This window comes from Tsuneonella sediminis, from assembly GCF_051912845.1.
GTDB lineage: Bacteria > Pseudomonadota > Alphaproteobacteria > Sphingomonadales > Sphingomonadaceae > Tsuneonella > Tsuneonella sediminis.
In genome coordinates, this window is sequence record NZ_JBNCBU010000001.1 from 1,140,098 (window position 1) to 1,164,304 (window position 24,207).

A 24,207-nucleotide genomic window follows, 5' to 3' on the forward strand; every position below is an offset into this window, starting at 1 on the left:
CGCCGTAATGGAGCCGCCGAAACCCTTTCGGAGATCTTCTGCATGAAACGCCTGTTGATTGCCGCGGCATTCGCGGTCCTTGTCCTTGTTGCGGGCCAGTCCTTCGCACCCGTGGCCGCCCCTGCGCTGGCCCAAGCCGACCCGTTCGACACCGCGCGATATTACATCAAGACCAAGAGCAATGCAGAGGCGCTCGAGTTGGTCGACAGCGGGGCGTTCGGGATCGACCAGGCCAATCCCGAAGGCTGGACCTTGCTCCACTACGCGGCAGAGGCGGGCAACCTCGCCATGGTCAAGGCGCTGCTCGCGCGGGGCGCCGATCCGACCGCCAGAATCCACTCAGGCTCCTCGGTGTACGAGGTGGCGCTTGGCACGATGGTCCAGGCCGAAATCGCCGCAGCTGTCGAGGCACGGACCGGCGTCAACCCGATGAAGCCCGCCGCGGCCGCCAAAGCATCGGCGCCCGCGCCCCGTGCGGCTGCGGCGACCGCTCCCAAGGCCGCCCCGGCAACCAAGTCGCCGCGCGAGAAGATGTGCCAGCAGCGCTGGTATTCGAGCCAGGCGCTGTGTTCCGACAGCACATGCAAGATGCGCGAATACCGCAAGTGGCAGACCTGCCTGAAGACGGGGTCCTACTACTAGCGGGGGCGCGCGGATGAGGGGCGGGCTGGAACCCGGCACGCCCCTCACCCATATAGCGCGCATGGCCGAACTCGTCATTCGCAGGGGACTGGAGGAGCCCGACACCTCCGATAAATTCGTGCCCCACAAGCCGGCCCGGCCGGAAAAGTCGATGGGCGGCCGGCGGTTCGAGCTCGTCTCGGAGTACCAGCCGTCGGGCGACCAGCCCACCGCGATCGCGGAACTGGTGAAGAGCGCGCGCGACGGCGAGCAGACGCAGGTTCTCCTCGGCGTCACCGGGTCGGGCAAGACCTTCACGATGGCCAAGGTGATCGAGGAACTGCAGCGCCCCGCGCTCGTCCTCGCGCCGAACAAGATCCTGGCCGCGCAGCTCTACGGGGAGTTCAAGAGCTTCTTTCCCAACAACGCGGTCGAATACTTCGTCAGCTACTACGACTACTACCAGCCGGAGGCCTACGTCCCCCGGTCGGATACCTACATCGAGAAGGAAAGCTCGGTGAACGAGGCGATCGACCGGATGCGCCACTCGGCCACCCGGGCATTGCTCGAGCGCGACGACGTGATCATCGTCGCCTCGGTCAGCTGCCTTTATGGCATCGGATCGGTCGAGACATACTCGGCCATGATCTTCGACCTCAAGAAGGGCGAGACGCAGGACCAGCGCGAGATCATCCGCAAGCTCGTCGCGCTCCAGTACAAGCGCAACGACGCCGCCTTCCAGCGCGGCAACTTCCGCGTGCGCGGCGACAGCCTCGAGATTTTCCCCTCGCACTACGAGGACATGGCCTGGCGGATCAGCTTCTTCGGCGACGAGATCGAGGAGATATCCGAGTTCGACCCGCTCACCGGGGCCAAGGGCGCCAGCCTCAATTCCGTGCGCGTCTACGCCAACTCGCACTACGTCACGCCCGGCCCGACGATGAAGCAGGCGAGCGCGGCCATCAGGTTCGAGCTCGAGGAGCGGCTGAAGGAGCTGCACGCCGAGGGCCGGCTCCTCGAGGCGCAGCGGCTCGAGCAGCGGACCAACTTCGACCTCGAGATGATTGCCGCCACCGGTTCCTGCGCGGGGATCGAGAATTACAGCCGCTTCCTCACCGGCCGCCTCCCGGGTGAGCCGCCGCCGACGCTGTTCGAATACCTGCCCGACAACGCGCTGCTGTTCGTCGACGAGAGCCACCAGACGATACCCCAGATCGGCGCGATGGCGAAGGGCGACCACCGCCGCAAGCTGACGCTCGCCGAATACGGCTTCCGCCTGCCGAGCTGCATCGACAACCGCCCCTTGCGCTTCAATGAGTGGGACGCGATGCGCCCGCAGACCTTCGCGGTCAGCGCGACGCCAGGCGACTGGGAAATGAACCAGACCGGCGGCGTTTTCGCCGAACAGGTCATCCGGCCCACCGGCCTGATCGACCCTCCGGTCGAGATCCGCCCGGTCGAGGACCAGGTCCAGGATTGCATCGCCGAATGCAAGGCCAGCGCGCAGAAAGGCTATCGCACCCTCGTGACGACGCTCACCAAGCGGATGGCCGAGGACCTGACCGAGTTCATGCACGAACAGGGCGTGCGCGTGCGCTACATGCACTCCGACGTCGAGACGCTCGAGAGAATCGAGCTGATCCGCGATCTCAGGCTGGGCGTCTACGACGTGCTGATCGGGATCAACCTGCTGCGCGAGGGCCTCGACATTCCCGAATGCGGCCTCGTGTGCATCCTCGACGCCGACAAGGAAGGTTTCCTGCGTTCGGAGACTTCACTGATCCAGACGATCGGTCGCGCCGCGCGCAACGTGGAATCCAAGGTCATCCTCTATGCCGACCGGATTACCGGGAGCATGGAGCGGGCAATGGCCGAGACCGAGCGCCGCCGCGCGAAGCAGGAGGAATACAACGCCGAGCACGGCATCACGCCGCAGACGATCATCCGGGGCATCCAGGACATCGTCGCGCACACGGCCAGCCAGGACGGCGTGCTGGTCGGCACCGGCGAGCCGGAACGCAACAATCTCGTCGGGCACAATCTGCGCGCTTACATCCAGGACCTGGAAAAGCGGATGCGGACCGCCGCCGCCGACCTCGAGTTCGAGGAAGCGGGACGGCTGCGCGACGAGATCCGCCGGCTCGAGGCCGACGAACTGGGGATTCCCGACGGCGAGAAGGCGGCCCCGATCGTCGGCCGCAGCAACGAGGGCAAGCCCGGCACCCGCAAGACCCGCTATGGGAAGACGCGCTACAAGCGAATGGGCGGGAAACCCTGACCGGCGGGCGGCGAGGGTATCGACCGCGCGGGGCAGCTTTGCCATAGGGACGTCCATGTTCCCACGCCTCTTGGCGGTTTCGGCCGCGCTCGCAATCGCCCTTCCCCCGACCGGCCTGGCCGCCGAGGATGACAAGCCAAAGGCTGCCTCCTCGGCAAAGGACTACCAGGCGAACCGCGCCTCGAAGGCCCTCAGCGGCACGTTCGGCGGGCGCACGATGCGCTACACCGCAACGGTCGAGGAGCAGGTCCTCAAGGACGAGCAGGACATCCCCAAGGCCGCGATCGTCACTTCCGCCTACGTCGCCGAGCCGCGCGATCCCTCGCGTCCGGTCACGTTCATGTTCAACGGCGGCCCCGGGTCGGGATCGGTCTGGCTGCAGATGGGCGCGTTCGGGCCCAAGCGGGTGGCGATACCCAGCGACGCCCGCGATGACGGCGCTCCCCCTTACCCGATCCTCGACAACCCTGATTCGTTGCTCGACGTCACCGATCTCGTGTTCATCGATCCGGTGGGCACGGGCTTCAGCCACACGATCGGCGACACCAAGGGCGAGGAGTACTGGGGCGTGACCAAGGACGCCAAGTCGGTCGCGCAGGTCATCCGCCAGTGGCTCGATGCCAACGGCCGCTGGAACAGCCCGAAATACCTGGGCGGCGAGAGCTACGGCACGACCCGCTCGGCAGCGGTCGTCAACGAGCTCGAAGGCGGGTACAACGACGTCGCGCTGAACGGCGTGATCCTGATCTCCACCGTGCTCGACTTCGGCGCGGGAGCCGAAACCGAGGGCGCCGAACTCGGATACATCACCACGCTGCCGACCATGGCAGCGACCGCGCTCTACCACGGCAAGGCGAGTGCCCCGTCGGTCGAAGCCTTCGTCGAGGAAGCGCGGCGGTTCGCGATCGGTCCCTATGCGACGTATCTGCTCAAGGGGCAGAACGCCCCCGCTGCCGAGCGCGCCGCGGTGCGCGCGGAACTTGCGCGGTTCACCGGCCTGTCCGAGACGTTTCTCGACCGTGCGGACCTGCGGGTATCGAGCGGGCGTTTCTACAAGGAGCTGCTGCGCGACCGGGCGTTGACCGTCGGTCGGCTCGACAGCCGCTATACCGGAACCGATTACGACGCCGCCGGCGAAACACCCGACAACGACCCCAGCTTCTACGGGATCGACGCCGGCTACACCGCGGCGATCAACGCGTGGATGCGCGACGGAATCGGCTACAAGACCGACCGCCGGTACGTGACCATCGGCGGGGTCGGTGACTGGGACTGGCGCCTGCGCGGCGGGCGCGACACCAACGCCTACCTGACGGTGGCCCCCTATCTTGGCCGGGCCATGCGCGAGAATTCGGGGATGCGCATCTTCGTGGGCCAGGGCTGGTACGACTTCGCCACCCCGTTCTTCGCCGCCGAATACGCGCTCTCCCGCACCGGCTTCCCGCAGGACCGCATCGAGTACCAGTACTACGATTCGGGTCACATGATGTACATCCGCGACGAGGACCGCCGGAAGCTTTCGGCGGACCTGCGCGCATTCATCCGCGCCCGGTGAAACACTCAGCGTTCCTTGTCCTGGCCGCGCTCGCCGCGTGCCGTCCGCCCGCGAGCGACCGCTACGTCGAGCGGATCGCGCTCGATGACGCGCGCGCCGGACCCACGGTCATGAAAACCTCACCCGATACCGAGGGCGCCATATGGGCGTCGAGCGGCGGACCCGGGCGCATCGTCTTCGGCCACCCCGGCAAGCCGCCACTGCTCGCGATCGAGTGCGCGGGCGACGGAGCCCTGGTCAAGGTCACCCGGTTCGCCCCGACCGATGCGCGTGCCAAAGGAATGATGGCGCTGATCGGCAACGGACACGTCGAACGGCTCAAGGTCGACGCGCTCGAGGTGGGCGGCCAGCGCGGCTGGCTGTGGCAGGGCCGGTTCGAGCCGGCCGACCCGCGGCTCGACGCGCTGACCGGAACCAGGAAACTCGAACTGACGATACCGGGCGCGGGCACGCTGGCGCTGCCGGGAAGCCCGCGGCCGGGTGAACTGATCGAGCGCTGCCGCCGGCTGGGCTCGCCCGAGGCTAGCGGGTCTCTGCCCTCCAAGGCGCCCGACCTGCCTCCCGAGCAGTCGACGACGCGCCCGCCAGCCTGACGAGATCGTCCGCGGCAAGGACCTGCGGCAGGACCTCGGCCTGCGCGCCCGGCGCATACCACAGGTAGAGCGGCACGCCTGCGGCACCGTGGCGCGACAGGAACCGGGTGATCTCGGGATCGCGGCGCGTCCAGTCACCGACCAGCGCGACCACTCCCGCCTTTTCGAACGCGGCTTTCGTTGCCTCGCGCTCGATCGCCACGCGCTCGTTGACCTTGCACGTGAGGCACCAGTCGGCGGTGAACCATACGAACACCGGCTTGCCCCCGGCCCTCGCCGCGGCGAGGCGCGTTTCGCTGAATGGCCGGGCAGCGATGAATTCGCCTTCGAGACCGCTGTCCGCTCCCGGAGCGCCGGTGTCGATCCGCGACAGGGCAAGGACCGACCCCGCGACTAGCAGAGCGAGCATCGCCAGAGCGGTTCCGCCGACCGGACGGCCGGCCCGCTGGCGCCTGCCGACGAAGAGGAGCACGGCGACCGACGCCGCGGCCAGCGCGAGCGCGAGCAGGGCGAACGCGTCTCCTCCCAGCCGCCAGCACAGCCATACCAGCGCCAGCGCGGTCAGCCCCATCGGCAGCGCCATCCAGCGGCGGAAGCGGTCCATCCACGGCCCCGGGCGCGGAAGCATCCGCCTGAGGGGAGGTACGAATCCGAGCAGCAGGAACGGCAGGGCAAGGCCCAGCCCCAGGGCCGCGAACAGCACGATCGCCTCGATCGCCGGAAGCAGTAGCGCCGCGCCCATCGCCGCGGCCATGAACGGCCCTGTGCACGGGGTCGCGACGAACGCGGCGAGGAGGCCGGTCGCGAACGCGCTCGCCGGTTCTCCTCCGCGCGTGATCGATAGCGCGGGCAGCTCATACAGACCTGCGAGGTTCGCGGTGATCGCGGTCGCCAGTACGAGCAGGCCCACGACCACCGCCGGTTCCTGGAGCTGGAAGGCCCAGCCGACCATCTCCCCCGCCGAGCGCAGCGCCAGCAGCAGGACGCCTAGCATGACGGTCGCAAGGATCACGCCGGCGGAATAGGCGAGCCCCTCGGCGCGGGCCTTGGCATCGCTTTCGCCCGCGCGCGCGAGGCTCAACGCCTTGAGGCTGAGGATCGGGAACACGCAGGGCATGACGTTGAGCAGCAGCCCGCCCGCGAGCGCGCCGAGAAGAAGCAGCCAGAGCGGCGCGATGCTCTCCTGCCCACCCGCCTGGCGCAGCGGCGCGCTGCCGGCCGGAACGGGCCCCTCGTGCGCGGCGAAACGCACGCCGTCGCCGTCACCGAACGCGAGGATTCCCCCGATCTCGTCCGGCACCACGGCCTCGCGCGCGAGCGGGAGTTCGGCGATCAGCAGGTCCCCGTCGGTCGAGAAGGTCTGGATCCCGGCATACTCGACTAGGTCGCGCTCGCCGACGAAGACGTGAGGCCGACCGACCGCCATCGAGGCGGGGATCGGGATCGCGATCGTCAGTCGTCCGCTGCGGACCGCAAACCGCGCAGGCTGGTCGAGCAGCGCCGGGATTGCCGCGCGCCACGTGTCGAACGTGCGTCCCGGCGACGCCTTGGCCGGGTCCAGCGTCAGGCGCGCCTGTTCGGGCACGCAGATCTCGTCGGTACAGGCGAGCCACTGCGCGTCGACCGCGACCGGTGCGGACGCGCGGGCTTCCGACGCGGGAGCGACCGCGACGTCGACGAGCACCGCGTAAGGTCCCTTGTACACGTGGTTCATCAACCCGCCGATCACGAGCTTCGTCGGCACGGGGTACTGCGGTTCGCCCGCGGTCCAGCCCGCGGGAAGATCCCAGTCGAGCTCCATTCCGTACCCGGCATCCCCCGGGTTCTTCCAGTAACCGTGCCAGCCCGGCTCGGGATCGAACCGGATCGCAAGCGTGAGCGGCTTGCCCGGGATCGCGGGTCCTTCGGCCACGAGCTCCGCCGCGATGTGCGTCGGCCGGTCCTGCGCGAAGGCGAGCCCCGGGACGAGCGCGCACAGCAGCACGCAGATCGCGGCCAGCAGAGGCATTGTCCTTGCGCGCATCGTGGCGCTCGCTCTAGGGCCCGTGCCTATGGACGACAAGCGCGACCTCGTGATCCTCGGTGGTGGCCTGGTGGGCATGACGCTCGCACTCAGCGCAGCCTGCAAAGGCATTTCCAGCCATGTCGTGGACCGCGCGGACCCGGCCGACCTGACCGCCGAAGGGTTTGACGGACGGGCCTCGGCGATCTCGACCGCGAGCTGGAACCTGTTCTCGAACATCGGCCTTGCGGCAGGCCTCGAGCCGTTCGCCTGCCCGATCGAGCGGATCGCGGTCAGCGATCAGCTGAAGCCGGGCCGGATCGATTTCGTGCCCGCGCCCGAGGACGGCTCGCTCGGGCGGATGTTCGAGAACCGCCGCCTGCGGCTCGCCCTCTTCGAGGCCGCCGAGCGCGAACCGCTCATCGCGTTCCATCCGCGCAGCGAAGTTGTCGCAAGGGTTCGCGGGCCGCACGGCGTCACCGTCCGGCTCGCCGACGGGCGCGATCTGGCGGGCAGCCTGATGGTCGCTGCCGAAGGGCGCCGGTCTCCCACGCGCGAGGAGGCCGGTCTCGCCGTCGCGACATGGGACTATCGTCACCGCGCGATCATCGCGTCGCTGGTTCATGAACGCCCGCACGAGGGTACCGCGTGGGAAATCTTCTGGCCGGCCGGGCCCTTCGCGCTGCTGCCGATGCTGGACGACGCCGAGGGACGGCACCGCAGCGCGCTGGTCTGGACGGTCGACGAAAAGGACGCCGCAGGCACGCTCAAGCTCGGCGAGCGCGCGTTCCACGCCGAAGTGGTCAAGCGGATGGGCGATGTGCTCGGCATGGTGAGCGGGATCGGCCCGCGCTCGTCGTTCCCGCTGGGTTTTCACCATACCGCCCGCATCGTCGGCGACCGGCTCGCGCTGGTCGGCGATGCCGCCCACGGAATTCACCCGATCGCGGGCCAGGGCCTCAACCTGGGCCTGCGCGACGTCGGCGCGCTGGTCGAGGTGATCGCGGAAGGGATGCGCCTCGGGCTCGAGCCGGGCGATGCGCAGCTGCTCGACCGCTACGAGCGCTGGCGCGGGCTCGATGCGTTCTCGGTGGCGCTGGCGACCGACGGCTTGACGCGGCTGTTCGGCGTGCCGGGCCGAACGGCCAGCGCGGTGCGGCGTCTCGGCATGGCCGGGGTGCAGCGACTGGCGCCGCTCAAGACATGGTTCATGGACGAGGCCCGGGGCGTATCGGGCGCCCTGCCAAACCTTCTCAAGGGCTAGAGACAGCCTCCTGCGCGCATGCTGTAGACGCTGCGCCGGGTCACGATCAGGTGATCGATAAGGTCGATCTCGAGAGCGGCCGCAATGTTGCCGATCTGGCGCGTGGCGGCGATGTCCTCCGCGCTGGGGCGGCAGATGCCGGAAGGATGGTTATGCGCGAGGAGAAAGCCCGCCGCGCCGAGCGCTATTGCACGCTCTATCAGCGGTCGGGCGCGCGCCACGATCCGGCCGCGGGTGCCCTCGCACACGGTCTCGTCGGCGAGATATCCTCGGCCGGCGTCGCAGTAGATGGCGTGCAACCGCTCGGTCTCCCCGGCGGTGAGGCGCGAGCGCAGGTAACGGTGCAGCGAGGGGTCCCCCCCATCGACCTGCGCACGGACCAGATCCTCGTCGAGCGCGGCCTCGCACAGACGCCGCGCGCCCGCTATCGCCGCGCAGGCGGCCTCGTGCGCGCCGGCGGCCTCGCGCAGCTGCGCCGGGCTCGCCGCCATCACGCGGGCGAGCGATCCGAAACGGCCGATCAGCCGCTGCGCAAGGTCGGGGGCGCCTTCCCCGGCAAATGGCTCGAGAAGTTCCGCCACGACCGATAGCGGCCGTGGCGCCGGACGCGCCGGTGGTGCGCCCAGATGCCCAGCGCCAGCACCACAATCTGCCCATACGAGGGGCCGATGTACATCACGAGGTAGGCTATCGCTGCCGTGCCGTGCGTCACCTCGCGCGACAGATGCGCGAGCATGGCCAGGAGCTGGAGAGCGGCAAACCATAGCGGGTACATCCGGTTGGCGGTAAGGGCGACGGCGAGCGATACGAGCAGCGCGACCGCATCGATGATCACGTGGCCGGTATCGGTGGTCAGGTAATCGGTATTGACGTCGAACAGGCGATGGTTGAGCGAATCGGCGACGCTGAACCACACCAGGACCCCCGCGAGCACCCGCTCGGGCCCCCCGCCCACGCGCCACGCGGCGAGGGCGAGGAGGCCGAAGACCGCGGCCTGGAGCCAGAAGCGGGTGTCGGCAAGGTTCAGGTCCATTCGCGTCCCATGAGCAGGTTACGCGGCGACCAGGACCGGAGCGTCCTCGGCGATGGCAGAAGGCGCCACCTGGGTGTTGCCATCGCCGTCGCCGCCCATCGTCTCGCGCGCGGTCTTGCTGAGTTCGTCATGGACGCGCAGGAGGCTCGTGGACAGCGAAAGCGCCTGGCTTTCGGCCTGGGTCAGGCGCATCAGTGCCCGCTGGCCGGCATCGACGTTGACGTTGGGGTTCTGCCGCGCGCGCACCATCGCCTGCTTGAGGCGGGCGCAGGCAATCAGCACCTCGTCGCTGACGGCCTCGGCTTCGCGGATGAGCTTGCGGATGTGAAGAGCGTCCTGGTGGATCTGGTCGGTCATGAGGATTTCCGGCGGTAGCCCGCCGGCGCTCATCCGGCAGGCTGGGTTGGGTTCGGGTCCAGCGAAAAACCGTCCAGAGCCTCGCTCAGCGAGAGCGATGCCGTCACCACCAGCACGATTGCGGCGACAAGGCCGAATGCGATGCCGATGATGACGGCGAGGCGAAAAAGGACGGCGTTGCCGCCATCGAGCACCCCGGGGACTACCCGGGGTTCGTTCTTCACCGACCACGGCGCCTCGATCGCAAACAGCGCGGCGTCGGAAAGAACGAACTCCCCGGGTGCGACCCGGCCACCCCTTTCGCCCGGCCCGGCATCGCCGGAAACCTGCGGATTTCTCCATGCAGAATTTCTGTAATCGGTTTCGCCCGTGATTCCCGCGTCCTCGCCGCGCCACGCGTCGACAAGGTCAGGGAGCGAATTGACCGAGAAACGCTCTTTCAGTGCGCGAACGTGCTGGTTTACCCGCGATTCGGACACGCCGACGTCGACCGCGATCGCCTTCAGCGGCAGGCGGCGATCGATTCCCTCGAGGATCGCGCGTTCGCGTTCGGTGAGCTCGGGGCGGGTCATGACCGGCATCGTGGGTCCATGTTCCTTTGGCGGCGTCCTATACTATCCGAACGGCCCGATGACGACAACGCGCATCGGCGCGCCTGTTTCCGGCAGGTTCACGCCGCGCTCGCATTGATCCCGAGCGACTGGAACCAGCGTTTCACGTTCCGCGCCGCCTGGCGCAGCCGCTGCTCGTTCTCGACCATCGCGATGCGCACGAACCCCTCGCCGTCCTCGCCGTAACCGACGCCGGGCGCGACTGCGACCTCCGCATGGGTAAGGAGCTGCTTGGAGAATTCGAGGCTGCCCATGTCCTTCAGGGCCGGCGGAAGCGGCGCCCAGGCGAACATCGAGGCGGGGGGCGGGGGAATGTCCCAGCCGGCCCGCCCGAACGCCTCGACCATGACGTCGCGGCGCTTCTGATAGAGCTGGCGGTTGCGCTCGACGATGTCCTGCGGGCCATTGAGCGCTGCGCAGGCGGCCGCCTGGATCGGAGTGAACGCGCCGTAGTCGAGGTAGCTCTTGACCCGGGTCATCGCCGCGACGAGCGTCCGGTTGCCGACCGCGAAGCCCATCCGCCAACCCGCCATCGAATAGGTCTTCGACATGCTGGTGAATTCTACCGCGACGTCCTTCGCCCCCTTCACCTGCATGATCGACGGGGTGGGGTTGCCGTCGTAGTAGAGTTCGGAATAGGCAAGGTCGGAGAGGATCCAGACCTTGTTCTCCTTCGCCCAGGCGACGAGCCGCTCGTAGAAGGCAAGGTCGACCACCTCGGCGGTGGGATTCGACGGATAGTTCACCACCAGCACGCTTGGGCGCGGAACGGTGAAATGCATCGCCTTTTCCAGGCTGCGGAAGTAGTTCTCGTCCGGCGTCGTGGGAACGCTGCGGATCGTCGCCCCGGCGATGATGAAGCCGAAGGTGTGGATCGGGTAGCTCGGGTTGGGCGCCAGCACGACGTCGCCCGGCGCAGTGATCGCGGTGGCGAGACTGGCAAGACCCTCCTTGGAGCCCATTGTGACGACCACCTCGGTCTCGGGGTCGAGATCGACCCCGAAGCGTCGGCCGTAGTAGTTCGCCTGCGCCCTGCGCAGGCCGGGAATGCCCTTCGACTGGGAATAGCCGTGCGCATCGGGCTTCATCGCCACCTCGCACAGTTTGTCGATGACGTGCTGGGGAGGCGGCAGGTCGGGATTGCCCATGCCGAGGTCGATGATGTCCTTGCCCGCAGCCCGCGCGGCGGCCCGCATGCCGTTGACTTCGGCGATGACGTAGGGCGGCAGGCGCTTGATGCGGTAGAATTCGTCGTTCATCGTTCTTTCGGCTTTTGTGTGGGTGGCGACCGCGGAGCGGCTGCTGTAGGGCAATATTCCTTGCCGCGAAACCGGCAACCACGCCAAGAAGTTGCGCCAACGCTCGCGAAAGGTTCCCGATGGCCGACCAGACCAAGCCCGCCGATCCGTTCGCCGGTTTCCTCGACATGCAGGGCGAAACCATGCGCGAGATGTGGGACCAGTTCATGCCCTCCGGCGCGCCCGTGATGAAGGACTGGGGCGAAATCTCCGCGTGGGGCGAAACCGCGCAGAAGCTCCAGGCGATGTGGCTCGAGTTCCTCGGCGAGAAGGCGCGCGATGCGGCCGGAGGGGCGGCGGCGCTCGACCCGGCGCAGTTCATGCTGCTCAGCCAGGGGTGGGCGCAGACGTGGCAATCGGCGGCCCGCAGCGGCATCGCCGCGCAGCAGAGGTTTTTCGAAGACGGGATGAAGCTGTGGCAGGGTGTCATGGGCGGCGCATTCGGCGGCGAGGACGCCAGCCCCGAGCTTCCCCGCAAGGACCGGCGATTCTCGGACCCCGCGTGGCGCAACCATCCGGCGTTCGCGCTGCTGCACCAGACATATCTGATGGTATCCGAATACATGCTCGACGCGGCGGAACAGGTCGAGGGTGTCGATGCGGAGAAGAAGGAGCAGCTCGCCTTCGCCACGCGCGCGCTGGTCGAGGCGATGAGCCCGGACAACTTCCTCGCCACCAACCCGGTCGTCCTGCAACGGACGATCGAGACGAGGGGCGCGAACCTCGTGAAGGGATTGCAGCACCTCATCAACGACCTGAAGCGCGGGCAACTCACCCACACCGACGCCGAGGCGTTCAGGCTTGGCGAAAACATCGCGACGACGCCGGGCAAGGTCGTCCACGAAGGCCCGCTCTACCAGCTGATCCAGTACAGCCCGAGCACCGAAACGGTCGCCGAGACGCCGCTGGTGATCTTCCCGCCGTGGATCAACCGGTTCTATATCCTCGACCTCACGCCCAAGAAGAGCTTCATCAAATGGGCGGTCGACCAGGGACTGACCGTGTTCGTCACCAGCTGGAAATCTGCGGATGCGAGCATGAAGGACGTGGTGTGGGACGACTACATCCGCGCCGAGATCGAGGCGATCGGGGTGATCCGCGAACGGCTCGGGGTAAAGGCCGTCCACACCATCGGATATTGCGTCGCCGGCACCACGCTTGCCGCGGCACTGGCAATCCTCGCGAGGCGCGGCGAGGCCGGCATTGTCGCCTCGGCCACGTTCTTCACTGCCCAGGTCGATTTCGAGAAGGCGGGCGAGCTCAAGAACTTCATCGACGAGGGCCAGCTCGAGCTGATCGGCAACCTGTCACAGGAAGGGTATCTCGACGGGCGCTACATGGCGGCAACCTTCAACCTGCTGCGCGGGCGCGACCTGATCTGGAACTATGTGGTCAACAACTACCTGCTCGGCGAGGACTACCCGGCGTTCGACCTTCTCCATTGGAACGGCGACGTCACCAACCTGCCGGCAAAATGGCACGGCGACTATCTGCGCGATCTCTATCGCGGCAACAAGCTGGTGGTGCCCGATGCAATGGAGGCCGACGGAACCCCGATCGACCTCACCCGGATCGAGACCCCGATCTACATCCAGGCGGGGCGCGAGGACCATATCGCGCCCGCCGAAAGCGTCTGGCGGATGACACGCCATGTCCGCGGGGACACGACTTTCGTGCTCGCCGGTTCGGGCCACATCGCGGGCGTGGTCAATCATCCCGATGCGGGCAAGTACCAGTACTGGACCGGCGACAGCTCGGCGCCGAGCCTCGAGAAGTTCCTCGAAGGCGCGACCGAACACCCGGGCAGCTGGTGGCCGCACTGGCGTTCCTGGCTGTCCGAACGGGGCGAAAAGCAGGTTCCAGCAACCGGCAAGCGCAAACCGGGCGGCAAGGGCGACACGGTGATCGAGGATGCTCCCGGACGCTATGTCAGGACCCGCTAAGCCATTGACATCGCTCGCCTGAGCCAGTTATGGTGCACTGCACAAAAAAATCCTTGACTTCGCTGCTGCAATGCCTATTTTGTGCACTGCAACATAGGAGCGAAGTCCGATGGCCTCTGCCGCTGACAATACCGTGAACGCGAAAGCCGACGCTGCCGCCGAGAAGGCTTATGCGGACGCTGCCAGCAACGTTCCCGCGACCAAGGGCGAGGTCGAGGCGGCCAAGCCTGCCCCGGCCAAGATCGATGCCGCCGTCGCCGAGGTGAAGGCCGCACCGAAGAAGGCTGCCCCGGCCCGCAAGGCCCGCAGGACGGCTGCTCCGAAGAAGACCGCCGCCGCCAAGGCCGCCCCGGCGAAGAAGCCGGCCGCCAAGGCGCTTGCGAAGAAGCCTGCGAAGACCGTCAAGAAGACTGCCACCCAGACCCCCGCGCCGCGCGCTGCCGCGGTTGCCCAGATGAAGGACAAGATCATGGCCACTGCCAAGACCACCACCACCGACTACACCGCCAAGGCGAAGGAATTCGCCGCCGACGCGCAGACCCGCGCCAAGGCCGCTTACGACAAGTTCCAGGCCTATGCCGGCGAGATGACCGAATTCACCAAGGGCAACATCGAAGCCGTGGTCGAATCGGGCAAGATCCTCGGCGCTGGCGTGCAGGACATGGCGCGCGGCGAAGTCGAAGCCGCCAAGGGTGCCTTCGAAACCGCCACTGCCGACCTCAAGGCGATGGCCGCGGTCAAGAGCCCGGCCGAGCTGTTCAAGCTGCAGGGCGAGATCGCCCGCCGCAACTTCGACGCCGCCGTGGCGCGTTATTCGAAGAATGCCGAGACCTCGATGAAGCTCGCCAACGACGCCTTCGCGCCGCTGTCGAACCGCGTGAGCCTCGCGGTCGAGAAGGTTTCGAAGAGCGCCGCGTAAGCGTTTTGCATTTCGCAAGCGGGACGTGTCCGTCTTATCGGATGCGCGCCCGTCGAGCGGGCCGGATGGTGCAAGCCATCCGGCCCGTTTGCCGTTCGGAAGTCATTTGCGAGAGTTTAACCGCGCCGCGGCATCTTGCTTGCCCCAGTTGCGATACGATATTGCCACCCCGATGATCACGCCCCCAACCGCCGATCCCGTCCGCAGCGCCGGACGCGAAGACGATGCCGACACCGGCGACGCGGTGGGCATCGCCACCAAGGCGCGCGCCAAGCCCAAGAAGCCGAGCCAGTACAAGGTGCTGATGCTGAACGACGATTACACCCCGATGGAATTCGTCGTAATGGTGCTCAAGCGGTTTTTCAGGATGGACCTCGAACAGGCAACACGGGTGATGCTCCACGTGCACCAGCGCGGCGTCGGCGTGTGCGGGGTGTTTCCCTACGAAGTCGCCGAGACCAAGGTGAACCAGGTGATGGACTTCGCGCGGGCGAACCAGCACCCTCTCCAGTGCACGCTGGAAAAGGCCTGACCGGGGGCGGGATACCGCGCATCGTGCGCGAGCTCCCTGACGGGGCATGACCGCGACGCTTTTTGCCGTTAAGGGCGCAGCCCACGATAGACGAGACCGCCCGACCCCGTGTTGAATTTCCTCCCCGCGATCGACCGCTACATCCTGCGGCTGACCATCGTCCCGATGGTAGGGGTGTTCGTGCTCGCGGCCTCGCTGCTGATTCTCGACAAGATGCTCCGCCTGCTCGATTTCGTGGCGGTCCAGGGCGGCCCCATCGGTGTCGTGTTCAAGATGCTGGCGACGATGATGCCGGAATACGCCAGCCTGGCGATCCCGCTCGGACTTCTGCTGGGCGTATTGATGGCCTTTCGCAAGCTTGCCGTATCGAGCGAGCTCGACGTGATGCGCGCGGTCGGTCAGGGCTACGGGCGGCTGCTCAGGGTCCCCTACGCGATCGCGCTGGTGCTCGTTGCGATCAACGTCGCGCTGGTCTTCTACGTCCAGCCCGTCAGCCGCTACTGGTACGAGCGGCTCGAGTACGAGCTCAAGTCGGGCGCGCTCGGCGCATCGATCAAGGTCGGCGAGTTCACCACGCTGAAGGACCGAATGGCGCTCAGGATCGAACGCAGCGAGGACGACGGGCGGCGGCTGGTGGGCATTTTCGCCCGGGTGGCCAACGACAAGGGCCAGGTCCTGTCGATCTCGGCCCGCGAAGGCGCGTTCCTCGCCACGACCGACAACCCCGACACGATCATCCTGCGCCTGTCCGATGGCACGATCATCCAGGACATGGGCGGGAAGCAGACCCCCCGCGTGCTGAGCTTCACCCGTCACGACCTGCCGATCGACCTGCCCACCGTGGCCAAGTTCCGCGCGCGCGCAGGCGGAGACGACACCCGCGAGTTCATCCTGCCCGAGCTCCTGCGGATCGGCTGGGGCGACGCGCCGGCGACCGGCGAAGCCGAACGGATCGGCAGCCAGGCAAGCTTCAACTTCCGCCTCGTCGAGGTGGTGATGATGTTCCTGATGCCGCTGCTCGCGGTCGCGCTGGCGATCCCGCCCAAGCGATCGACCAGCGCGCTGGGCGTATTCGTGTCGATCGTGATGGTCGTCGCCTATCACAAGATAAACCAGTACGCGGAAGACTATGCCTCGCTCGGCCGGGTCGACCCGACGCTGGCCCTGTGGGTGCCGTTCGTGCTGTTCGCCGCGCTGATCCTGTGGATGTACTGGCGCGTTGCCTACGTTCCGGGCGGGCAGGCGATCGGTGCCCTTGAAACCGCCTTCGCCAAGCTCGGCAAGCGGCTGCGCAGGCTCCTGCGCCGCCGGGGTCCGCGGGGCGTGCCGGCCCTCGCCCCCGCAGAGTAGACGCACCCGATGCAGTTCGATTTTTTCCCCTCGCGGACCCTGACCATCTACCTCGCGAAGATGTTCACCGTCCGCATCCTCGCGGTGCTGGTCATGCTCGTCCTGGTCCTGCTGATGCTCGACCTCCTCACCGCGACGGGCAAGATCCTGGCGGTACCGGGTAACGGGCAGGACGAAATCTGGACCTATGCCACCCTGCGGATGCCCCAGCTCGTCGCGCGGTTCCTGCCCTATTCGGTGCTGCTGGCAACGATCATCACTCTCGTCGGCCTCAACCAGAACAGCGAGGTGATCGCGATGAAGGCCGCCGGCCTCAGCGCGCACCAGGTACTGGCCCCACTGCTGCTCACCGCGCTGGTGGTCGGGATCGGCAGCTTCGCCTTCAACGAGCGCGTCGTGACCCGGGCGACGGCCACGCTCAAGGCCTGGGACGCCAACGAGTTCAAGGCCGTGCCGCGCGATTCCGGCGTGCGGGCGAACGTATACATCAGCGACGGGGCCGACATCCTTGCCGCGGGCAGCGTCACCGGCGTGGGCGACGCGACCGAGCTCACCAACGTGACCTGGTACCGCCGCGCGCCGAGCGGCGCGATCGCGAACCAGATCCGCGGCAGCCGAGCAACGTGGACCGGCGACGGCTGGAAGATCGAGGACGCGGTCCGCTTCGAGGTCGCCGGCGCGCGCAGCGCCGACCTCGGTGAAACCGTCGTCGCCTCGACAATAACCCCCGACCAGGTCTGGCTGGGCAGCGTCGACCCGGACGCGCAGTCGTTCTGGGAGTTGAGAGAATCCATCGCCGCCTACGAAGCGGCCGGCCGGCGCACTGCCGAGATCCGCTCGAAATGGTGGCACAAGCTCGTCAGCCCCCTGTCATCGGTGCTGATGCCCCTGCTCGGCGCCGTGGCGGCGTTCGGACTCGCGCGATCGGGGCAGCTGTTCGTCCGCGCGGTGATCGGCATGGCGCTGGGCTTTGCCTATTTCGTCGTCGACAACGCCGCGCTCGCGATGGGCAATTTCGGGGGCTACCCGCCCCTCCTTGCCGCGTGGGCCCCGTTCCTGCTGTTCGCGCTCGTCGGAGAGACCGTGCTGGTTCGCACCGAAGAGTGAAATGTGGCGGAACCTTGGCAGGGTTCGACGGTTGAGCGGTCCGGAGTACAACTGGAGTTCACGCCATGAAGAAGTTCGCATTTCCCGCGCTTGCGGCCGCCCTCGCCCTCGCCGCCTGCGACAGCGCGCCCGAGACCGACGAGGCCGCACTCGACACCGCGGAGCCGGCAATGACCGAGCCGATGCCGGCCGACCCTGCGATGACCGACCCGATGGCCACCGACACCGCGGCGCCCACCGACCCGATGGCGACCCCGACCGACGGCACCGAGGCGCCCGAGCCGACCGCCACCGCGACCCCGATGTGATGGAGCGTATCGCAATGAAGAAGCTGCTGTTCCCAGCCCTCGCCGCATCGCTCGCGCTTGCCGCCTGCGACAGCGCGCGGGAAACCGACGAAGCAGGAGCCGACGTTGCGGCCGAGGACACGGCCGCGACCGCGGCCGATGGTGACACGACGGTCGTCGTTCCCGGTCCGACCGCGACCGAGACCGCCGTCGTCGACACTGCAACCGACACCAGCGACCGGGTCTCGATCGGTCCGGACGGGGTGAAGGCCGATGTCGGTGATGCCGACACCCGGGTGAAGGTCGACACGAGCGGAAAGACCGTCACCGTCACGGACTGACGGGCAGGATCGTCACGCTGCGTCCACGGGTAACCGCGGCCGGCGTACGCAGGCTATCGCGGGATGATCATTTCCGCGGAGCCTTGCACGGGGCCGTCTCCATGGAGGCGGCCCCGTTTTCGTGCATCCCCATCCGGGCGCCCGGGCGGCGCATCGTGCTCGCCGCGATCCGGCCGACCAGCGGCGCCATCCCGCGATAATGCGCACGGTTGTACGTCTCGCGCGCGTGTTCGTGCGCGCCGATCCGGCGGTGCGCCTCGGCCAGCGAATGATAGGGCAGCGACGGGAGCAGGTGGTGCAGGGCATGGTAGCGCAGGCCCACCGGCGCCCACAGCGCGGCGACGAACCCCGGAGGCGGGACGTTGACGGTGTCGAGGTACTGCGCGGTGACACTCATCGCCTCACCTTCGTTCTCCCAAAGATGCGCCACCAGCGTGCGTAACTGGTTGAGCACCGCCACCGCCGAGAATACGCCAAGCGCCACCAGCAGCGGCTGCCAGCCGAGCCACAGGACGCTTGCGATCAGCACGAGCGCCCAGATCGCGGCACCGGCTTCGAGCAGGATGAAGCGGCGCCGGTCCTCGTCCGCGGGTCGGCGGCGGCGGAACGTCGGGTTGATGGCAAGGGTCGAGAACCGCGCCCAGTTTGCGCGCCGCAGCGCCGGGATGAACACGCCAAGCGGCGCAAGCACGCCGAAGCGCAGCACGAGGCCGAGCGGCGCGAGCAGCGAGACAAGGATGAACGCGGGCAGCGTCCACGGCTTCATCAGGGCAAGCGGCAGGTATTCGGGATCGTCGGGCGTGCCGTAACGCTTGCGCGAGTGGTGGATCGTGTGCCCGTCCTCGTACATGAAACTGGGGGTGAGCATGGGAATGCCGACGAGCAGGTTCCAGGTCGTGCGAAAACCGGGAAGCGCATCGCGGTGCAGGTGCGTGAGCTCGTGGATGAACAGCAGCGCGCGGTACAGCGCCAGAGTGGCGACGACGCCCAGCAGGACGGTGAGCCACAGGACCTGCGACAGGATCGCCCCGGCGAGCGCGGCGTAGCCCAACAGCGCCGATCCGAGCATGTCGGGCCAGTATATCTCCGGTCTGGCCACGGAGAGGTCGCGCGTCAGTTCGGCCGCCGCGCGCAGCAGCGCCTTGTCGTCCTCGTCCCGGGCGCCCGAATAGCGCTGGCCGCCCGGCGGCAGGGCCTTCGTGTCGGCCGTGGTGGAGGTCGATGTGGTCATAATCTGCTTTTCCGAACCGTGCGCGCGGCCTATCCGGCGGCGCCGACTGCTGCCGCGCGATAGCGGATTTGCGGCAAATGCGAAATGAACGAGGTCAGGTACGCTTGATGCGCCAGATAGAGATCACGCCCGTCGCCAGCAAGCGCGACCGCCGCGAATTCGTCGATCTCGCTTATCGACTGAATGGATCGGACCCCAACTGGGTCGCGCCGCTGCGGACCGAGGCGGTCGAACTCGTCACCCCGGGCCGCAATCCGTTTTTCGCCCATGCCGACGTCGAACTGATGCTCGCGCGCGAAGGCGGCCGTGTCGTGGGGCGCATCTCGGCGCACATCGACCGCCTCGCGCTGGCCCAGCCGGCCGAACAGGGCATGGGGCCGGGTACCGGCAATTGGGGCCTGCTCGAGGCGGAGGACGAGGGCGTGGCCCACGCCCTGATCACCCGCGCCGAGGCCTGGCTGCGCGAGCGTGGGACGACGCGGGTCCTTGCCCCGCTGAGCATGTCGATCTGGGAGGAACCCGGTCAGCTCGTGCGCGGGCACGATCATCCGCCGACGGTCATGATGGGGCACCAGCCCCGCCGCTACGCCGACTGGATCGAAAGCATCGGCGGCTACGAGCCTGCAAAGTCGCTCCTGACCTACGAGCTCGACGTCCGGAAGGATTTCCCGCCGCTGATCCAGCGGATCATCGCGGCCGGAGAGCGCAACGAGCGCATTCGCATCCGCAAGGTCGAGAAGGCGAAATTCGACGAGGAAGCCCGCCTGATCCTCGAGATTCTCAACGATGCCTGGTCGGACAACTGGGGCTTCGTCCCGTTTACCGAGGCCGAGATCGCCTACGCGGGCAGGAAATTCAGGCCGATCGTCTTCGAAGACCTGATCATGGTCGCCGAATACGACGGCGAGCCGGTCGCATTCATGATGACCCTCCCCGACCTCAACGAGGCGATCGCACCCCTCAAGGGCCGCCTCTTCCCCTTCGGCTGGGCGAAGCTCCTGTGGTGGCTGCGCAGGCCGAGGGTCCGAACGATGCGCGTCCCCCTGATGGGGGTGAAGAAGAAGCTCCAGTCGTCGCGGATGGCGAGCCAGCTGGCTTTCATGATGATCGAGCACATCAGGCGGGCGGCGGTCACGCGATATGGTGCGACCCGCGGCGAGATCGGCTGGATCCTCGAGGACAACCAGGGAATGATAGCGATCGCCGATGCTATCGACAGCCACGTCAACCGCGAATACGTGATATACGGCAAGGCACTCTGAGCCGGTCCGTGTGGCGCGCACGCCACGCCGACCGCCGATCGCGTGTCGTGCCGGGAACCCGGCAAGCGGCTGCTCCGTTCGCAGCTTGACGGGTGGCCGCATGGGCCGGACCGCGAAGAAAGCAGGAAAGACGTGGCGAGGTCGGAAGCCAGCAAGAAGGGTTCCCGCAAGCTCGGGCATGTCCTCCTCGTCGAGGACGATGCGACGATCGCCGTCGCGCTCGAGGGGGCGCTGCTCGATGCGGGCGCGAAAAGCGTGACGATCTGCACCACCACCGCCGATGCGCTGGCAGCTTTGCGCAAGAACAAGCCCGACGGACTGGTTCTCGACGTTCATCTTGCCGACCGCGACGACGGCTGGGCCTTGGCCGAACTTGTCAGCTCGGTCGGGCCCCGACCCCCGAAAATCGTGTTCTCAACCGGAGCGCCGCAGGACATTCCTCCGCAGATCGCCGAACTCGGCCCGGTGCTCGAAAAGCCGTACGACCATGCCCAGCTTGTCGACGCGCTTTGCCGTCCGCCCCGCGACGGCCTCGTCGCCCGGCTGCGCGAAGCCCTCACCAAGAACGATCCGAGCGCCGCGTCCGCGGCAGGCTGACCCGGCGGCCGGCAGAGAGGACCGCCTGGCCGGTCGCGCGGCGCGGCGCGGCGCGGCGCGGCGCTGGAACATGCGCTGGCCATTTAGCCAAAAAAAAGGCCTCCGCTCGATTTTCGAGCGGAGGCCCTTCGGGATCGTATCACCAGCCGCTTGGACGGGAGGGGGGGTCTCGGCGGTGACAGTGATAAAATGCCCGACCCGGAATCGCGTTCCCGGTGCGGCGAAAAAATTTCCGCTCTCCCGACATTTTTCGGCTAACTGTCTGATTCAAGGGTGTTTTCTACCCTCGCTTTGGTCGATCAGCCGCCGCCGGCGAAACCATTTGGACAGGATCGGCCACACATCGGAGCCACGCGCGGATCGCGGTTAAAGATGGGCCGGAAAACATTGTCGGCATGGCGGCGGAACCATACGGGGGGGGCCACGTTCTGTGCGCAGTAATCAACGGGAAGGGAACGCATGTCGCTCGGGGATCAAGTCGCCGCCAATCTGCCTTATCTGCGCCGGTACGCCCGCGCCCTCACCGGGTCCCAACAGACCGGTGACGCGTTCGTACGCGCTACTCTGGAAGCCGCGCTGGCCGACGAGGGGCTAAAGGCCTCGCTGTCGAAAGGCCGGGTTCCGCTCTACAAGGCCTTCAACAAGGTCTGGTCGAGTGCATACATGGAAGTCGCGGATGCCGGCGGCAGCGGCGGCATGCACGAGGCGGCCGCCCAGGATCGCCTGCGCGCGATCACGCCGCTCAATCGCCAGGCCCTGCTGCTGACGACGCTCGAGGATTTTTCCGTCCCCGAAGCGGCCGAGATCATGGACATGGACGAGGCCGATATCGAAACGATGGTCAAGCAGGCCGTCGAGGAGATCGATCGCGAATCGGCCACCAGTGTCCTTATCATCGAAGACGAGCCGCTGATCTCGATGCAGCTCGAAGACCTCGTCCGCTCCCTCGGTCACGACATCTGCGGCACGGCGGCAACTCGCACCCAGGCGCAGGAAGTCGTCGCGGAACGAACTCCGGGCCTCGTCCTTGCCGATATCCAGCTTGCCGACGGGTCGTCAGGACTCGACGCGGTCGACGACATCCTCGCGATCGACAGCGTGCCGGTGATCTTCATCACCGCGTATCCCGAACGGCTTCTCACCGGCGACCGGCCCGAGCCGACATACCTCGTCACCAAGCCGTTCCAGGAATCGACCGTGCGCGCGGCGATCAGCCAGGCGCTGTTCTTCGGATCGAGCCGCCCGATCGGCTGACGCGCACGAACCTGCCGATCACGAAAGGGAGCGCCTCGGCGCTCCCTTTCTTGCGGCCCTGCGGCGACCGACCCTAGGATTTCGGCGCGAGTCGCCTGCGGGCGCGCATCTCGAATTCGCTCGGCACCCGCACGGGCACGTAGAGCGTGCATGTGACCCCGCCCTCCTCGAACCGCAGGTCGACCGGGTGGCGCAGTTCATGGGCGACGATCTTCTCGATCAAGTCGGTACCGAAGCCGCGGGGGCGATGGGACGGCACCGGCGGACCGCCGCTTTCGACCCAGCGCACGCTGGCCAGATCGTCGCGGTCGAGCGCCCAGGTGATCCGTACCTTCCCCTCCGGCGCGGACAGGGCGCCATACTTGGTCGCGTTGGTCGCGAGTTCGTGGATCGCCAGGCCCAGCGAGAGCGCGTCGTTAGGCGCGAGTTCGACCGTCGGCCCCGCCATCTCGATCGACCCCTCGCTCCGGGCATAGGGCACCAATTCCGCCTCGATCACCGAGCCGATCGGCGTGGTCCCCCAGTCCGACTGGGTGAGAAGGTCGTGCGTGGCCGACAGCGCCCGGATGCGGCCGTCGATTCCCTCCGCGAAATCGTCGAGGTTGGTCGCCCGGCGCCGCGTCAGACTGACGATCGACAGGACGTTGGCGAGCGTGTTCTTGACGCGGTGATTGAGTTCGCGAGTCAGCGTGTCGCGGATCGAGTTCTGTTCAGCCAGCCAGTCGAGCGACGCCTGATCTTCGATCGCCTGCTGGGTCAGCAACCGGGCGACAATCATCAGCAGGCTGGCCACGAGCAAGCCGAACAGCAGCGTGAGCATCGACAGCATCGAGAGCGACGACCCGCGCGCGGATTCGACCTCGAGCAACATCGTGCGGTTGGCGACTGAGACGATCTTCTCGAAGGTTCGTCCGCTCCTTGCGTCGCCCCTGATCTCGGCAAGAAGGGCGTCAGGCGTGTCCTTGTCTCCGTCGTAGAGCCGGATGCCGAAGCCCCGGCGGGTCTCGAGCTGAAGCGCCGATGCAAGGAAATCGCGCGCATTGAACGGGCTGTAGATGAACCCCTTGAGCTCGCGCCCGCCGGCGATCTGGTCGAACACGGGCATATAGATCAGGAAACCGGGCGACGGGGTGTCGCCCTCCTGGACAAGCACGATCCGCCCGCTGGCGGTCGGCCGCACGGTCCGCTCGGATTCGTCCATCGCCTCGCGCCGGTTCTCCTCCGAGTACATATCGAACCCGAGTGCGCGCCGGTTGCGCTCGGTATCGGGCAGGAGGTAGGTCACCGGCACCATCTGTGCGCGGTCAGGCGATGGCGCGGGTCGCACCTTGGGCATGCCGGGAACCTCGGCTGCCAGCCGCCGCTCGTAGTCGGCGATCTCCCGCGGGCTGATCGCCTCGGCCCACCCGATGCCTTCCGCACCGCGGTAATCGGCATCGAGCCGCAGTTCGCTGACGAAGCGGCGGAACAGGCTCGACGGAACGTCTTCCACTGTTCCGAACAGCGCGGCCCCCGCGCGAAGATACGCCGAGGATGTGTTGGCCCTGCGTTCGATCGCCGAGCCGACGGCCTGCGCGGTTTCCGAGAGACGCGCTTCCTCGCGCCGCAGCTCGCCCCGCTCGATGGCGAACACGCTCAGCGCCGTGATCGCCGCGATAAGCAGAAAGATGGCCACCGGAGTGGCGCGCGGGTAGAATACCAGCCAGCGGCGCGATCGCCGACGGCTGCCAAATGTCCGGTCGATGGTACTGCTCTCTATGATACCCACCCCG

General features: G+C 67.3%; 23 protein-coding genes. 15 read left to right on the forward strand and 8 right to left on the reverse strand.

The genetic code is table 11. The annotated features are described in order from the left end of the window. Positions 1-42: 42 nt before the first annotated feature. The 4 genes from ACPV3N_RS05820 (at position 43) to ACPV3N_RS05835 (ending at position 5,047) form a co-directional block, all read left to right on the forward strand. Positions 43-642, forward strand: coding sequence for an ankyrin repeat domain-containing protein (locus ACPV3N_RS05820; RefSeq protein WP_440115635.1), 600 nt, complete (start codon positions 43-45; stop codon positions 640-642). A gap of 61 nt (positions 643-703) precedes the next feature. Beyond that, positions 704-2,899 carry an excinuclease ABC subunit UvrB gene (uvrB, locus tag ACPV3N_RS05825; protein ID WP_440115637.1) on the forward strand — a complete coding sequence of 732 codons (2,196 nt, stop codon included), beginning with the start codon at positions 704-706 and terminating at the stop codon, positions 2,897-2,899. A gap of 55 nt (positions 2,900-2,954) precedes the next feature. Continuing rightward, entirely contained in the window at positions 2,955-4,454 is a 1,500-nt protein-coding gene (locus ACPV3N_RS05830; RefSeq protein ID WP_440115639.1) for a S10 family peptidase, read from the forward strand. Continuing rightward, complete coding sequence (locus ACPV3N_RS05835; protein WP_440115641.1) at positions 4,451-5,047, forward strand: hypothetical protein; 597 nt, start codon at positions 4,451-4,453, stop codon at positions 5,045-5,047. The genes ACPV3N_RS05830 and ACPV3N_RS05835 overlap by 4 nt, the downstream gene beginning before the upstream one ends. Here ACPV3N_RS05835 and ACPV3N_RS05840 read toward each other — a convergent pair. Next, positions 4,977-7,070, reverse strand: a complete 2,094-nt coding sequence (locus ACPV3N_RS05840; RefSeq protein ID WP_440115643.1) for a protein-disulfide reductase DsbD family protein — start codon at positions 7,068-7,070, stop codon at positions 4,977-4,979. The two genes, ACPV3N_RS05835 and ACPV3N_RS05840, sit on opposite strands and share 71 nt — an antisense overlap. Before the next feature lie 28 nt (positions 7,071-7,098). Between ACPV3N_RS05840 and ACPV3N_RS05845 the strand changes: the two genes are divergently transcribed. Next, on the forward strand, positions 7,099-8,313 hold the full coding sequence (locus ACPV3N_RS05845; protein ID WP_440115645.1) for a UbiH/UbiF/VisC/COQ6 family ubiquinone biosynthesis hydroxylase: 1,215 nt from the start codon (positions 7,099-7,101) through the stop codon (positions 8,311-8,313). Here the strand turns inward: ACPV3N_RS05845 and ACPV3N_RS05850 are convergent. From ACPV3N_RS05850 to ACPV3N_RS05870, 5 genes are all read right to left on the reverse strand, one after another. Then, positions 8,310-8,894: a JAB domain-containing protein gene (locus ACPV3N_RS05850; protein WP_440115647.1), complete on the reverse strand. Its 585-nt coding sequence runs from the start codon at positions 8,892-8,894 to the stop codon at positions 8,310-8,312. The genes ACPV3N_RS05845 and ACPV3N_RS05850 overlap by 4 nt on opposite strands. Continuing rightward, positions 8,834-9,346, reverse strand: coding sequence for a hypothetical protein (locus ACPV3N_RS05855; RefSeq protein WP_440115649.1), 513 nt, complete (start codon positions 9,344-9,346; stop codon positions 8,834-8,836). The genes ACPV3N_RS05850 and ACPV3N_RS05855 overlap by 61 nt, the downstream gene beginning before the upstream one ends. Positions 9,347-9,364: 18 nt before the next feature. Further along, on the reverse strand, positions 9,365-9,703 hold the full coding sequence (locus tag ACPV3N_RS05860) for a hypothetical protein (protein ID WP_440115651.1): 339 nt from the start codon (positions 9,701-9,703) through the stop codon (positions 9,365-9,367). 29 nt (positions 9,704-9,732) lie between these two features. Further along, a complete protein-coding gene (locus ACPV3N_RS05865; protein WP_440115653.1) occupies positions 9,733-10,284 on the reverse strand; it encodes a LuxR C-terminal-related transcriptional regulator in 552 nt (183 codons plus the stop codon). Between the two features lie 89 nt (positions 10,285-10,373). Further along, entirely contained in the window at positions 10,374-11,573 is a 1,200-nt protein-coding gene (locus tag ACPV3N_RS05870) for an LL-diaminopimelate aminotransferase (protein WP_440115655.1), read from the reverse strand. 119 nt (positions 11,574-11,692) lie between these two features. On the opposite strand from ACPV3N_RS05870, the gene ACPV3N_RS05875 reads away from it, so the two are divergent. The 7 genes from ACPV3N_RS05875 to ACPV3N_RS05905 all read left to right on the forward strand — a co-directional run bounded on the left by ACPV3N_RS05875 (position 11,693) and on the right by ACPV3N_RS05905 (position 18,091). After that, the gene (locus ACPV3N_RS05875) at positions 11,693-13,555 is read left to right on the forward strand and encodes a PHA/PHB synthase family protein (protein ID WP_440115657.1); all 1,863 of its coding nucleotides are present in this window, start codon (positions 11,693-11,695) and stop codon (positions 13,553-13,555) included. A gap of 109 nt (positions 13,556-13,664) precedes the next feature. Further along, positions 13,665-14,474, forward strand: a complete 810-nt coding sequence (locus ACPV3N_RS05880; protein ID WP_440115659.1) for a phasin family protein — start codon at positions 13,665-13,667, stop codon at positions 14,472-14,474. 172 nt (positions 14,475-14,646) lie between these two features. After that, complete coding sequence (gene clpS / locus ACPV3N_RS05885; protein WP_440115661.1) at positions 14,647-15,006, forward strand: ATP-dependent Clp protease adapter ClpS; 360 nt, start codon at positions 14,647-14,649, stop codon at positions 15,004-15,006. A gap of 111 nt (positions 15,007-15,117) precedes the next feature. Beyond that, on the forward strand, positions 15,118-16,356 hold the full coding sequence (locus ACPV3N_RS05890) for an LptF/LptG family permease (protein ID WP_440117448.1): 1,239 nt from the start codon (positions 15,118-15,120) through the stop codon (positions 16,354-16,356). A gap of 9 nt (positions 16,357-16,365) precedes the next feature. Beyond that, a complete protein-coding gene (gene lptG, locus ACPV3N_RS05895; RefSeq protein WP_440115663.1) occupies positions 16,366-17,463 on the forward strand; it encodes an LPS export ABC transporter permease LptG in 1,098 nt (365 codons plus the stop codon). 65 nt (positions 17,464-17,528) lie between these two features. Further along, the gene (locus ACPV3N_RS05900; RefSeq protein ID WP_440115665.1) at positions 17,529-17,771 is read left to right on the forward strand and encodes a hypothetical protein; all 243 of its coding nucleotides are present in this window, start codon (positions 17,529-17,531) and stop codon (positions 17,769-17,771) included. Between the two features lie 14 nt (positions 17,772-17,785). Beyond that, positions 17,786-18,091: a hypothetical protein gene (locus ACPV3N_RS05905; RefSeq protein WP_440115667.1), complete on the forward strand. Its 306-nt coding sequence runs from the start codon at positions 17,786-17,788 to the stop codon at positions 18,089-18,091. A gap of 67 nt (positions 18,092-18,158) precedes the next feature. On the opposite strand, the gene ACPV3N_RS05910 is transcribed toward ACPV3N_RS05905, so the two are convergent. Beyond that, complete coding sequence (locus ACPV3N_RS05910) at positions 18,159-19,322, reverse strand: fatty acid desaturase family protein (RefSeq protein ID WP_440115668.1); 1,164 nt, start codon at positions 19,320-19,322, stop codon at positions 18,159-18,161. A gap of 107 nt (positions 19,323-19,429) precedes the next feature. Here ACPV3N_RS05910 and ACPV3N_RS05915 point away from each other — a divergent pair, with 107 nt between their 5' ends. The 3 genes from ACPV3N_RS05915 (at position 19,430) to ACPV3N_RS05925 (ending at position 22,435) form a co-directional block, all read left to right on the forward strand. Beyond that, the gene (locus tag ACPV3N_RS05915) at positions 19,430-20,584 is read left to right on the forward strand and encodes a GNAT family N-acetyltransferase (protein ID WP_440117450.1); all 1,155 of its coding nucleotides are present in this window, start codon (positions 19,430-19,432) and stop codon (positions 20,582-20,584) included. 132 nt (positions 20,585-20,716) lie between these two features. Beyond that, positions 20,717-21,181 (forward strand): response regulator, encoded by a 465-nt coding sequence (locus ACPV3N_RS05920; protein ID WP_440115670.1) that lies wholly within the window; start codon positions 20,717-20,719, stop codon positions 21,179-21,181. 459 nt (positions 21,182-21,640) lie between these two features. Next, a complete protein-coding gene (locus ACPV3N_RS05925; protein ID WP_440115672.1) occupies positions 21,641-22,435 on the forward strand; it encodes a response regulator in 795 nt (264 codons plus the stop codon). Positions 22,436-22,508: 73 nt separating this feature from the next. Here the strand turns inward: ACPV3N_RS05925 and ACPV3N_RS05930 are convergent, their stop codons facing one another. Further along, positions 22,509-24,203, reverse strand: coding sequence for a CHASE domain-containing protein (locus ACPV3N_RS05930; protein ID WP_440115674.1), 1,695 nt, complete (start codon positions 24,201-24,203; stop codon positions 22,509-22,511). Between the last annotated feature and the right edge of the window lie 4 nt (positions 24,204-24,207).